We start from the raw sequence: 11,998 nt of genomic DNA on the forward strand, positions 1-11,998 counted from the left end.
GTAACGGCGCTTTTCGTAGGAGCCAGCTTGCTGGCGAAGAGGCCCGTAAGACTGATGTCGCCCATACCGACGCCTTCGCTGGCAAGCCAGCTCCTACAGGGCTGGGTGTGGCCCGCTAGCGAAGAGGCCAGAAAGACGTGCATCGCCTCTACACCGCCTGCATCGGCGGCAAGGTGCCCAGCAGGGCCACTGCCGCCACCGCGGCCAGCCCCAGTAACCATTCCAGCAGCAGGCTGCGGCGCAAGCTCGACAGGCGCCGCTCGCAGCCACTGATGCGCAGGCGATTGAACAGCGCCAGCCCCAGCATGCCCGCCACCAGCAGCACCTTGATCAGCAGGATCAGGGCAAAACCGCTGAACAGCGGGGTCGGCCACCATTGCCCGGTGAGCACCCGCACATTGATCAAGCCGGTGACCAGCAAGCCACTGACCAGCCCGTAACCCACGCCGCTGAAACGTCGCAGCAGTGCTTCCAGCGAACCCGCCAGCGGTTGTCGCACGACCCCCAGCAGCACCAGCAAACCGCCCAGCCAGAGGCCCACGCAGCTCAAGTGCAGGAACTGATTGAGCATCAGCAACTGCCCCTGCACGCCGTCGAGCATGGCGCCGTGACCCACCGGCGCCAGGGTCGCCAGCAGCAGAACGCCCAGCCCCAGGCGCAGTGGCAGGTGCCGGCCCTGGGGCGTCAGCAGCAGCCCCAGCAACAGCAGGTTGAGCAACAGGTGCCCGCTCCAGACCTGGCCGAAGAAGGTCTGGCCCAGCACCAGCTGCAGGGTCGTCGAGTCCAGCGCTGCCGACCAGGAACCGGCCATGCTGGCGCTGATCAACAGCAGCCACAGCAGGCCGCTGCCCAGGCCGATCGAGGTCAACCAGCGGCCGAGCCGATCGAACTGCAGATGCAGCTGTTTATAGGGGCCTTGCTGGGTCTCGCATCCCAGCAATAGCCGGCGAAACACCCAGGTCCCGACCAGGCTCAGCAGCACACTGAAATGCACGAAGCGGCACAGCACCAGCCATGACGCCATGGCTTACGGGCTCACCTTGAAGCTGTAGCGGCCTTCGCTCTTGTGGGTGTCCACCGACACCGCGTGCCATTGCACCTGGTACTCGCCGGCGCTCAGCGGCGCGCTGGCCGGGGTGACGATCAGGGTCTTCTTGTCCGCACCTGCGCTGGTCAGGCTCTTGATCGCCACCGGTGCACCGTCCTTGCTCAGCTCGACCCGGGTGAAGGCCGCTTCCACACCTTCGGAAAACACCAGACGCAGTTCCTGGGGAGCGCTGACGCTACTGTCGGCGGCCGGCGCGGAATCCTTCAAATGGGCGTGGGCGAATACCGAGGAGGCGGCCAGCAGGGAGCCGAGCAGGGCCGAAGTGGTGAAGAGGTTTTTCAGGGTCATGGCAGGGATACCTTTAAAAGAGAGAGTAGGGCTCAACGATCTTGCAACTGCATATGGATAATGGGAAACGGCCGGCCTTCGCCATCGGTGGCCGAGCGACCGCAGTCGACGAAACCGTAATGACGGTAGAAACGGTGGGCCTGGGGATTTTGCTCGTTGACATCGACCTTGAGGCCCGGGCGGCATACCCGGTCCAGCAACTGGCGACCGATGCCCTGGCCGCGCTGGGCCGGTTCGATAAACAGCATTTGCACGGTGTCTTTGTCGCTGGCGATAAAGCCTGCGGGGCTGGCATCGGGGTTTTCCCAGACCAGCACGTCAAGGGCCGGCAGGTAGCTGTCGCGCACCAGGGGGTAGAGGCGCTGGATATCGTCTTCGCTGATGAAATCATGGGTGGCGCGTACCGAACGCTCCCAGAGCGCGGCAAGCAGGGCGTCGTCCGCGGCGACGCGAGGGCGGATCTTCATAAGTTATTCCATCGGTAACAGGACAGATGGCCGGCGCAGGAGTGGGGCCGGCATTCGGGCAGAGACCTGTATGCCCGTGTCGCGAGTTAACGCCTGGACGGAGCACCGCAGTGACTGCTGCAAATGAGCGGGAGGCCGATCCTACCCAATAGCACACGCCTGCGAAAGCTCAAGCTCGCGGCCAGCACGGATGCTAGTCTTGCCGCAGACTGTTTTCGTAGGAGCCCTCATGGGCAATCACAAGATCGAGATTCGTCGCAGCAACGTGGAAAAGATCCTCCTGGGGGCCGAGAAGGTCTTCGCCGAAAAGGGCTACGCCGGCACCGCCATGGCCGACATCGCCGAAGAAGTGCAACTGCCGCGTTCCAACCTGCATTACTACTTCAGCACCAAGAACGAACTCTACAGCGCCGTGCTCATGGACCTGCTGGACGTGTGGAAGCAGGACGCCCTGTGCTTCGAGATGTTCGACGACCCGCGGGTGGTGCTCAGCAGCTATATCCGCGCCAAGATGCAGCATTCCCGCAGCCGCCCCTATGGCTCCAAGGTCTGGGCCAACGAGATCATCCTCGGCGCGCCGACCCTGGGCGAAACCCTGGATGCCAGCCTGTACGACTGGGCGAAGATGAAGGAAGCGAAGATCCGCCAGTGGGTCGAAGACGGGCGCATCCTGCCGGTGGAGCCGTCGGCGCTGCTGTACATGATCTGGGCCTCGACCCAGCACTACGCCGACTTCGACCACCAGGTGCTGATCCTCAACGACCACCAGCCCCTGTCGGACCTGCAATTCGAACGGGCGGTGCAGACCGTCACCAGCGTGATACTGCGGGGGATCGGCCTAGAGCCCTAGGGGCAGCGGCAAGTTTCAAGCTTCAAGCTGCAAGTGGAAGCAAGTCAGGAGCCTCAGACCTCTGGCTCCTGGCTTGTAGCTTGTAGCTTGCAGCTTGCAGCTGCTTCTATTGCTTGCCGCTTGTAGCTGGCTCGCGGTAGGGATTGCGCGGATCGTGCTGCCAGTCGAGAAACGGCTTGCCGGTGTCCTGGGGCACCATCTCGATGCAGTCCTGCACCGGGCAGGTGATCTGGCACAGGTTGCAGCCTACGCATTCGTCGTCGATCACCTCGTATTTATGCGTTCCGTCGGCCTGGCGGAGGCTGGCAATGGCCTGGTGCGAGGTGTCTTCGCAGGCGATATGGCAACGACCGCAGCCAATGCAGGCCTGTTGGTCGATCCTGGCGATCACCTGGTAGTTGATGTCCAGGTACTTCCAGTCGGTGGTGTTGCCCACCGCGCGCCCGGAGAAGTCCTGCAGGCTGTGGTAGCCCTGGCTGTCCATCCACCGCGACAGGCCGTCCTGCATCTCCTCGACAATGCGAAAGCCATGCAGCATCGCCGCGGTGCACACCTGCACCGCGCCGCAGCCCAGGGCCACGAATTCGGCGGCATCGCGCCAGCTGCCGATGCCGCCAATGCCGCAGATCGGCAGGCCGCGGGTCTGCGGGTCACGGGCGATCTCGGCCACCATGTTCAGGGCAATCGGCTTCACCGCTGAGCCGCAGTAGCCGCCGTGGGTGCTCTGGCTGCCCACCATGGGCTGGGCCACCATGCGCTCCAGGTTGACGCTGGTGATGGAGTTGATGGTGTTGATCAGCGACACCGCATCGGCGCCACCGCGATGGGCCGCGCGGGCGGCCATGCGGATATCGGTGATGTTCGGCGTCAGCTTGACGATCACCGGTAGCGAGCAGTAGGTCTTGCACCAGCGGGTCACCTGCTCGACATACTCCGGCACCTGGCCCACCGCCGCGCCCATGCCCCGTTCCGGCATGCCGTGGGGGCAGCCGAAGTTCAGCTCGATACCGTCGGCGCCGGTGGCTTCCACCAGGGGCAGGATGGCTTTCCACGACGCTTCGACACAGGGCACCATCAGCGACACGATCAGCGCCCGATCGGGCCAGTCCTTCTTCACCTGGGTGATTTCCTCGAGGTTGATCGCCAGTGAGCGGTCGGTGATCAGCTCGATATTGTTGATGCCCAGCACTTCCCGGTTGGGCCCGAAGTGCGCCGAGTAGCGCGACGACACGTTGACCGCCGCCGGGTCCTCCCCGAGGGTTTTCCAGACCACACCGCCCCAGCCCGCCTCGAAGGCGCGCACCACGTTGTAGGCTTTGTCGGTGGGGGGGGCGGAGGCCAGCCAGAACGGGTTGGGGGCCTTGATACCGGCAAATACAATCGACAGATCGGCCATTTATGCAGCCTCCTGGTTGAGCATCAGTCGGGCATGCATGGCTTCTGCGGCCAGCTTGCCGTGTTGTACCGCCTGCACGGTGAGGTCCTGGCCGAGGCTGACACAGTCGCCGCCGGCGTAGACCCCGGGAATGCTGGTGCGCAGTTGCTCGTCCACGGCGATGCGTTCCCCCGAGCGTTGCAGTTCCCGGGCCAGCGGGTCGCTTAGCGCAGCCTGGTCAAAACCTTGGCCGATGGCCTTGAAGATGGCATCGGCCGCCAGCTCGAAGGTTTCGCCGGTGTTCTGCAGGCGGCCTTCCAGCAGATGAGTGCGGGCAAAACGCATGCCGCGCACTCGGCCCTGATCGTCCAGCAGCACCTGCTCGGGGGCGGCCCAGGTCAGCAGGCGTACCTGATTGGCCTTGGCGATGTCCTGTTCATGGCCAGTGGCGCCCATGTCCTCCACCCCCCGGCGATACACCAGGTTGACCTCCCGAGCCCCCAGGCGGGCCATCTGCACCGCCATATCGATGGCGGTATTGCCGGCGCCGATAACGATGCTGCGGTCGGCCAGGGGCAACTGGCTGAGGTCAGCGCTCTGGCGCAACTCGCGGATATAGTCGGTAGCGGCCAGCAGCCCGGGAGCGTCTTCGTTGGCCAATCCCAGCTGCTTGCTGGCGGCCAGGCCCAGGCCGAGGAACACCGCGTCGAACTGCTGGTGCAGCTCGGTCAGGCTCAGGTTGGCGCCGAGTTTCTGCCCGTGGCGGATCTCGATGCCGCCGATGCCGAGGAGAAATTCCAGCTCCTGCTGGGCGAAGTCGTCCACCAGCTTGTACTTGGCGATCCCGTATTCATTGAGGCCGCCGGCTTTTTCCCGGGCTTCGAAAATCACTACTTCATGGCCGTGCAGGGCGCAGCGATGGGCGCAGGACAAACCTGCCGGGCCGGCACCCACCACGGCGATGCGCTTGCCGCTGGACGCGGCGCGCTGGAACGGGTGCTGGGTGAAGTGCGCATTGTCCAGCGCATAGCGTTGCAGCAGGCCGATCAGCACCGGTGCGCATTCCTGGGCGTGGTTGCGCACGCAGGCTTGCTGGCAGAGGATTTCCGTGGGGCAGACCCGGGCGCAGCTGCCGCCGAGGATATTGGCCGAAAGAATCTTCTGCGCCGCGCCCTGGATGTTATCGGTGTGGATATTGCGGATGAATGAGGGAATGTCGATCTCGCTGGGGCAGGCGTTGATGCAGGGCGCGTCGTAGCAATACAGGCAGCGCGAGGCTTCCAGGTGGGCCTGGCGGGCGTTGAGCGGTGGTGCCAGATCAGTGAAGTGGCCGGCCAGGGTGGCGCTGTCCAGGGTCGGGTGGGGCAAGTGGTTCAAGGTCTTGATCATGGTTTTGACCTCACGGTTTTTTAGCGGCTGCCTCTGACGGGCATTTTCTGTAGCTGGGGTCACCCACATCCGTAGGAGCCGGCTTGCCGGCGAAGAGGCCCATGAGTCCTGTAGGGGATTTTCGGGCGCCTTCGCTGGCAAGCCAGCTCCTACAGAGGCATGTTTTTATGTAGGAGCGAGCTTGCTCGCGATAGGGGGCAAGGTCCCCGGTCTCAGCGTTTAACCGCCGTCGGCGGATGCTGCTCGGCGCGCTTGCTCAGCAGCTCGAACACCGCCGGGTAGGCCGGGCGTTCGATATAGCGCCCGGCGCCACGCTCGGCCCGCAGGTCGCCGTCGACCCACACCAGCCGGCCCTGGCTGATGGTGTGGCTGGGCACGCCACGCACGGTCTTGCCTTCGAAGATGTTGAAGTCCACCTGCTGGTGGTGGGTCTTGGCGGAGATGGTGCGGCTGCCGTTGGGGTCCCAGAGCACCAGGTCGGCATCGGCGCCGACGCGGATCGCGCCCTTGCGTGGGTAGAGGTTGAAGATCTTCGCGGTGTTGGTGGAGGTCAGGGCGACGAATGCCTGCATCGACAGGCGCCCGCTGTTCACCCCTTCGTCCCAGAGCACCGCCATGCGGTCCTCGATGCCGGCGGTGCCGTTGGGGATCTTGCTGAAGTCGTCGCGGCCGGCGGCTTTCTGTTCGGCGCAGAAGCAGCAGTGGTCGGTGGCGGTGGTGTGCAGGTTGCCCGATTGCAGGCCGCGCCACAGGGCCTCCTGGTGGCCGCGGGGGCGGAAGGGCGGGCTCATCACATAGCCGGCGGCGGTCTGCCAGTCGGGGTCGCGGTACACGCTGTCGTCCAACAGCAGGTGCCCGGCCAGTACCTCGCCGTACACCGGCTGGCCCTTGCCCCGGGCATAGCTGATTTCATCCAGGGCTTCCTGGGTCGAAACGTGCACTAGGTACAGCGGCGTGCCGATGGTTTCGGCAATACGGATCGCCCGGCTGGCGGCTTCGCCTTCCACTTGCGAGGGCCGCGACAGTGGATGGGCTTCAGGCCCGGTGATGCCCTGGGCCAGCAGCTTGCGTTGCAGGTGATACACCAGCTCGCCGTTTTCCGCGTGCACCGTGGGCACCGCCCCCAGCTCCAGGCAGCGCTCGAAGCTCGCCACCAGGGTGTCGTCGGCGGCCATGATCGCATTCTTGTAGGCCATGAAGTGCTTGAAGCTGTTGATGCCGTGGTGCTGCACCAGCTCGGCCATTTCCTCGCGTACCTGCTCGCTCCACCAGGTGATGGCCACGTGGAAACCGTAGTCGCTGGCGGATTTCTCGGCCCAGCCGCGCCACTGGTGGAAGGCTTCCAGCAATGACTGCTGGGGGTTGGGAATCACGAAGTCGATGATCGAGGTGGTGCCCCCGGCGAGGCCCGCCGCGGTGCCGCTGAAAAAGTCTTCGCTGGCCACGGTGCCCATAAAGGGCAGTTGCATATGGGTATGGGGGTCGATGCCGCCGGGCATCAGGTATTGGCCACTGCCATCGAGCACTTCGCAGCCAGCGGGAATATCCAAGTTGTTGCCGATGGCGCGAATCACACCCTCTGCGCAAAGAACATCGGCCTTGTAACTTTCATCATGGGTAATAACGGTGGCGCCACGGATCAACAGAGACATTCCGAGTTCCTCGCAGGCATGACCGACTGGTGCCGGTTCTAACTTTTTTATTGAACGCGCTGATAACTTAAGAATCCTGTCAGCGGTGTCAGGATTAGAAGCTAGTCGCAGTTCCAGGAAACAGCAAGAATATTTTTCATAAGCTTATGTTAAATATAATTCATTGAAATATAAGGATAAAAATTATGAATCCGCAAAGTGGTGCAGCCTTTCACCATTTTGACGCACTTGACAGGATCGAAAAATAGTCGAGATTTCCTATGACAAATCAGCCGCTTGAGGAGGTACTTAAAAGTCCTGGGAACAGTCCTGAAAATAAAGATGCACCGCTTTGGGTCCTGACCGAACGGACAACTTGCCAAACACCTTGCCTGAGTGAATTGGCAACTAACCGAGGACGTGCAAGTTAAGTGCGTAAAACTGAATGACATCAGTTGTTTACATGGATTCTGCCCGCTGTGCCGAAGCGATCGTGCAAGTCGTTGGCATCTTTATTGAGTGTCGCCGCAGATCGATGGGCCGGAGGGTGGAAGTCGTAAGTTCTCCGGCCATCGTCCGGCGTCCGAGTCTCGGGTGCGCCGCCTGATGAGCAAAATAATCAGAACAACAGTGGAGCGGCCATGCAACAGAACAGATCCCAGGTGACCGAGCGCGAAGGCTTGTACGAGCTGGACGCCGGCAGCGACGTACTCGACAGCCCCCGTTACAACCACGACATCGCACCCACTCAGGTCCAAGAGCGCACCTGGAACAAATGGCACATCACCGCGCTGTGGATCGGCATGTCGATCTGCGTGCCCACCTACACCCTGGGTGGGGTGCTGACCGCCTATTTCGGCCTCAGCGTCGGCGAAGCGCTGCTGGCGATCCTGCTGGCCAATATCGTGGTGCTGATTCCCCTGACCCTCAACGCCTTTGCCGGCACCAAGTACGGCATTCCGTTCCCGGTGCTGCTGCGCTCGTCGTTCGGCATCATCGGCTCCAATGTGCCGTGTCTGATCCGCGCCCTGGTGGCCTGCGGCTGGTTCGGCATCCAGACGATGTTCGGCGGGCTGGCGATCCACCTGTTCCTGGGGTCGATCTTCGAGGGCTGGAAGGCCCTGGGCGGCACCGGCGAGGTGATCGGCTTCATGCTCTTCTGGACCCTCAACCTGTGGGTGGTGCTGCGCGGCGCCGAATCGATCAAGTGGCTGGAAACCCTCTCCGCGCCGCTGCTGGTGGCCGTGGGTATCGGGCTTCTGGCGTGGGCATTGCCCAGCGTGTCCCTGACCGAGCTGCTGGCAATCCCGCCCAAGCGCCCCGAGGGGGCCAGCGTCACCGGCTACTTCATGGCCGGGCTCACGGCGATGGTGGGTTTCTGGGCCACCCTGTCGCTGAATATTCCCGACTTCAGCCGCTATGCCAGAAGCCAGAAGGACCAGATCCTCGGGCAGATCTTCGGCCTGCCGCTGACCATGTTCCTGTTCGCCGCCCTGGGGGTGGTGATGACCGCCGCCTCGGTGAAGCTGGTGGGGGTTACCGTCTCCGATCCGGTGAGCCTGATCGGCCATATCCAGAGCCCGGGCTGGGTGGCCCTGGCCATGGCGCTGATCATCATCGCCACCTTGTCCACCAACACCGCGGCCAATATCGTCTCGCCCACCAACGACTTCCAGAACCTGGCGCCGAAGCTGATCGGCCGCACCACCGCGGTGATCCTCACCGGCCTGGTGGGGCTGGGGCTGATGGGCCATGAACTGCTGAAGAAGCTTGGCCTGCTGGTGTCCGACGTCAGCCTGGAGACGGTGTATTCCAACTGGTTGCTGGGCTACTCCAGCCTCTTGGGGCCGATTGCCGGGATCATGGTGGTGGACTATTTCATCATCAAGAAACAGCGCCTGGACCTGGCCGGCCTGTACCGCGACGACGTCTACCCGGCGTGGAACTGGCACGGTTTCATCGCCTTCGGCGTGCCGGTGGCGCTGACCCTGATGTCCCTGGGCAGCAGCGCCTTCAACTGGTTCTACAGCTACGGCTGGTTCACCGGCTCGGCCCTGGGCGGGTTGATCTACTACGGCCTGTGCACGATGCGCAGCGCGCAGGGCCTGACCGCCAAGACCCCGACCTTGTAGGCGCGAGCTTGCTCGCGATGAACGTACAAACAACGTCGTCTCTCTGGAGAGTGCGTAATGCCTGCCGGCCAATCGCGAACAAGCTCGCTGCCACAGAAGGGCACCGAACAGCGCAACACTCAAGACGAGCCCAATCTTGTCAACCACAACCAGAACAACCCTGAGGAGATCACCATGAACGCTGCCGTCGAGGTTCTGCAATCCAGCCATCAGCACATCAACCGCGACCGCCTCTGGCAGTCGCTCATGGAACTGGCCCGGCTTGGCGCCACGGTCAAGGGCGGGGTCTGCCGCCTGGCCCTGACCGACCTCGACCGCCAGGCCCGGGACCTGTTCGTGCAGTGGTGCGAAGAGGCCGGCTGCACGGTCACGGTGGACGGCATCGGCAATATCTTTGCCCGCCGCCCCGGGCGCAATCCCGCCTTGCCGCCGGTAATGACTGGCAGCCATATCGACACCCAGCCTACCGGCGGCAAGTTCGACGGCTGCTTCGGCGTGCTGGCCGGGGTGGAAGTGCTGCGCACCCTCAACGACCTCCAGCTGCAAACCGAAGCGCCCCTGGAAGTGGTGGTGTGGACCAACGAAGAGGGTTCGCGCTTCCCGCCTTGCATGATGGGTTCCGGGGTGTTCGCCGAGAAATTCACCCTGGAAGACACCCTGGCCAAGACCGATGCCGAGGGCGTCAGCGTCGGCGAGGCGCTGAACGCCATTGGCTATGCCGGTACGCGCCCGGTCAGCGGGCACCCGGTGGGGGCTTATTTCGAAGCGCATATCGAGCAGGGGCCGATCCTTGAAGATCAGCGCAAGACCATAGGTGTGGTGCTCGGCGCCCTGGGCCAGAAGTGGTTCGACCTCAAGCTGCGGGGCGTGGAAGCCCATGCCGGCCCGACCCCCATGCACCTGCGCAAGGACGCCCTGGTGGGCGCTGCCGCCGTAGTGGCGGCGGTCAATCGCGTGGCCCTCGGCCACCAGCCTCACGCCTGCGGCACCGTCGGTTGCCTGCAAGCCTACCCGGGCTCGCGAAACGTGATTCCGGGGGAGGTGCGCATGACCCTGGACTTCCGTCATCTGCAGCCCGAGCGCCTGGATTCGATGATTGCCGAGGTGCGCCAGGTGATCGACAGCACCTGCGAAGCCCACGGCCTGAGCTTCGAACTGACCCCCACCGCGGATTTCCCGCCGCTGTACTTCGACCCGGTGTGCGTCGAGGCGGTGCGTGGCGCGGCGCAGGGCCTGGGCCTGTCCCATATGGACATTGTCAGTGGTGCCGGGCATGACGCGATCTTCGTCGCCGAGCTGGGTCCGGCGGGAATGATCTTCGTGCCCTGCGAGGGCGGCATCAGCCACAACGAAATCGAGAACGCCGACCCCGACGACCTCGCCGCCGGTTGCGCCGTGCTGCTGCGCGCCATGCTCGCCGCCTCTCAATCCATCGCCCAGGGCAAGGCCTGATTCCAGCGGCATAGCCTGGTTCTTGTGGCGAGGGAGCTTGCTCCCGCTCGGTCGGCGACCCGGGGCGCAGTGACCGCTGAGCGTTAACCCCGTAGCCTCTGGTGCTGCGTATCGTCGAGGTTTGGGGCCGCTACGCAGCCCAGCGGGAGCGAGCTCCCTCGCCACTTGGGGGGCATTCGGTAGCAGCGGGTGAGACTAAGCTAATTCCTAAAAAGTATTTATTTTAGATTTATTAGATCGATTAGCTTTTAGCGACTCTCCTGTCTCCCAGAAGGTTCGCCCTCATGCGCCTGCCCTTTGCTTTGCGTCGTAGCTTGTCGATCACCGCCCTGGCCGGCCTGGCGCTGGGCATGGCCTTGAATGCCCAGGCCGACACCAACCTGCGTATCGGCTACCAGAAATCCTCGACCCTGCTGGCGCTGCTCAAGGCCCAGGGCACCCTGGAGCAACAGCTGGCGGGGCAGGGGGTGAAGATCACCTGGCACGAGTTCACCAGTGGCCTGCCGCTGGCGGAATCACTGAATGTGGGCAATGTCGATATCAGCGCCGATGTCGCCGACACGGTGCCGGTGTTCGCCCAGGCCGCCGGGGCCAAGCTCACCTATTTCGCTACTGAAACCCCGTCACCGGCCGCCCAGTCCATCGTCATTGCCAAGGATTCGCCGCTCAAGTCCCTGGCCGATCTCAAGGGCCAGCGCATTGCCGTGACCAAGGCCGCCGGCAGCCACTATCTGCTGATCGCCGCTTTGCGCGAAGCGGGCCTGACCTTTGCCGATATCCAGCCGGTGTACCTGACCCCGGCCGATGGCCGCGCCGCCCTGGAAAGCGCCAAGGTCGATGCCTGGGTCACCTGGGAACCCTTCGTCGCCAGCGCCCAGCGCCAGCAGGGCGCACGGGTGCTGCACGACGGCCAGGGGCTGGCCAGCTATCGCCGTTACTACCTGGCCTCCAGCGACTACGCCAAGGCCCATCCCGAGGTGCTGAACCAGGTATTTGCCGAACTGCAGAAGACCGGCGCCTGGGTCAAGGCGCACCCGGCCGAGGCGGCCAAATTGCTCGGCCCGCTGTGGGGCAACCTGGACGTGCCGACGGTGGAGCTGGCCAACAGCCGCCGCACCTATCAGGTGGAAGCGGTCAAGCCGGAGGCGCTGGTGGAACAGCAGAGAATCGCCGATGCCTTCTTCCAGGAAAAGCTCTTGCCCAAGCCGGTGGATGCCCGGGCGGTGCAATTGTGGAGCCCGAATTCCTTGTAGTGGGTCGTTAGGTCGCTTTCGCTTGTAGGAGCCGGCTTGCCGGCGAACAGGTC

10 protein-coding genes are annotated in these 11,998 nt (G+C 63.7%); 4 read left to right on the top strand and 6 right to left on the bottom strand.

All coding sequences use genetic code 11. The annotated features are described in order from the left end of the window. Positions 1-148: 148 nt before the first annotated feature. The 3 genes from copD to J4P02_RS12165 are packed head-to-tail and all read right to left on the bottom strand — an operon-like array spanning position 149 to position 1,863. Positions 149-1,024, bottom strand: coding sequence for a copper homeostasis membrane protein CopD (gene copD, locus J4P02_RS12155; protein ID WP_426190438.1), 876 nt, complete (start codon positions 1,022-1,024; stop codon positions 149-151). Positions 1,025-1,027: 3 nt separating this feature from the next. Beyond that, positions 1,028-1,396, bottom strand: a complete 369-nt coding sequence (gene copC / locus J4P02_RS12160; RefSeq protein ID WP_426190440.1) for a copper homeostasis periplasmic binding protein CopC — start codon at positions 1,394-1,396, stop codon at positions 1,028-1,030. A 32-nt stretch (positions 1,397-1,428) separates the two neighbouring features. Further along, positions 1,429-1,863, bottom strand: a complete 435-nt coding sequence (locus J4P02_RS12165; RefSeq protein WP_426190442.1) for a GNAT family N-acetyltransferase — start codon at positions 1,861-1,863, stop codon at positions 1,429-1,431. A gap of 229 nt (positions 1,864-2,092) precedes the next feature. On the opposite strand from J4P02_RS12165, the gene J4P02_RS12170 reads away from it, so the two are divergent. After that, entirely contained in the window at positions 2,093-2,713 is a 621-nt protein-coding gene (locus tag J4P02_RS12170) for a TetR/AcrR family transcriptional regulator (RefSeq protein WP_426190444.1), read from the top strand. A gap of 106 nt (positions 2,714-2,819) precedes the next feature. Here J4P02_RS12170 and preA read toward each other — a convergent pair whose 3' ends face one another. From preA to hydA, 3 genes are all read right to left on the bottom strand, one after another. After that, entirely contained in the window at positions 2,820-4,109 is a 1,290-nt protein-coding gene (gene preA / locus J4P02_RS12175) for an NAD-dependent dihydropyrimidine dehydrogenase subunit PreA (RefSeq protein WP_426190446.1), read from the bottom strand. Next, positions 4,110-5,477: an NAD(P)-dependent oxidoreductase gene (locus J4P02_RS12180; protein ID WP_426190448.1), complete on the bottom strand. Its 1,368-nt coding sequence runs from the start codon at positions 5,475-5,477 to the stop codon at positions 4,110-4,112. Positions 5,478-5,689: 212 nt separating this feature from the next. Then, the gene (gene hydA, locus J4P02_RS12185; RefSeq protein ID WP_426190450.1) at positions 5,690-7,129 is read right to left on the bottom strand and encodes a dihydropyrimidinase; all 1,440 of its coding nucleotides are present in this window, start codon (positions 7,127-7,129) and stop codon (positions 5,690-5,692) included. Positions 7,130-7,749: 620 nt separating this feature from the next. Between hydA and J4P02_RS12190 the strand changes: the two genes are divergently transcribed. The 3 genes from J4P02_RS12190 to J4P02_RS12200 all read left to right on the top strand — a co-directional run bounded on the left by J4P02_RS12190 (position 7,750) and on the right by J4P02_RS12200 (position 11,945). Next, entirely contained in the window at positions 7,750-9,240 is a 1,491-nt protein-coding gene (locus tag J4P02_RS12190; RefSeq protein WP_426190452.1) for an NCS1 family nucleobase:cation symporter-1, read from the top strand. Positions 9,241-9,414: 174 nt separating this feature from the next. Then, positions 9,415-10,692, top strand: coding sequence for a Zn-dependent hydrolase (locus tag J4P02_RS12195; protein WP_426190454.1), 1,278 nt, complete (start codon positions 9,415-9,417; stop codon positions 10,690-10,692). A gap of 284 nt (positions 10,693-10,976) precedes the next feature. After that, the gene (locus J4P02_RS12200) at positions 10,977-11,945 is read left to right on the top strand and encodes an aliphatic sulfonate ABC transporter substrate-binding protein (protein WP_426190456.1); all 969 of its coding nucleotides are present in this window, start codon (positions 10,977-10,979) and stop codon (positions 11,943-11,945) included. The last annotated feature ends 53 nt before the right edge of the window (positions 11,946-11,998 follow it).

This window comes from Pseudomonas sp. NFXW11 (assembly GCF_049887815.1).
In the GTDB taxonomy this organism is placed as follows: Bacteria; Pseudomonadota; Gammaproteobacteria; order Pseudomonadales; family Pseudomonadaceae; genus Aquipseudomonas.

What these genes read in the sequence shown, in the direction of transcription:
- copD (WP_426190438.1), bottom strand. Translation starts at nt 1,024, where the DNA reads ATGGCGTCATGGCTGGTGCTGTGCCGCTTCGTGCATTTCAGTGTGCTG.
- copC (WP_426190440.1), bottom strand. Translation starts at nt 1,396, where the DNA reads ATGACCCTGAAAAACCTCTTCACCACTTCGGCCCTGCTCGGCTCCCTG.
- J4P02_RS12165 (WP_426190442.1), bottom strand. Translation starts at nt 1,863, where the DNA reads ATGAAGATCCGCCCTCGCGTCGCCGCGGACGACGCCCTGCTTGCCGCG.
- J4P02_RS12170 (WP_426190444.1), top strand. Translation starts at nt 2,093, where the DNA reads ATGGGCAATCACAAGATCGAGATTCGTCGCAGCAACGTGGAAAAGATC.
- preA (WP_426190446.1), bottom strand. Translation starts at nt 4,109, where the DNA reads ATGGCCGATCTGTCGATTGTATTTGCCGGTATCAAGGCCCCCAACCCG.
- J4P02_RS12180 (WP_426190448.1), bottom strand. Translation starts at nt 5,477, where the DNA reads ATGATCAAGACCTTGAACCACTTGCCCCACCCGACCCTGGACAGCGCC.
- hydA (WP_426190450.1), bottom strand. Translation starts at nt 7,129, where the DNA reads ATGTCTCTGTTGATCCGTGGCGCCACCGTTATTACCCATGATGAAAGT.
- J4P02_RS12190 (WP_426190452.1), top strand. Translation starts at nt 7,750, where the DNA reads ATGCAACAGAACAGATCCCAGGTGACCGAGCGCGAAGGCTTGTACGAG.
- J4P02_RS12195 (WP_426190454.1), top strand. Translation starts at nt 9,415, where the DNA reads ATGAACGCTGCCGTCGAGGTTCTGCAATCCAGCCATCAGCACATCAAC.
- J4P02_RS12200 (WP_426190456.1), top strand. Translation starts at nt 10,977, where the DNA reads ATGCGCCTGCCCTTTGCTTTGCGTCGTAGCTTGTCGATCACCGCCCTG.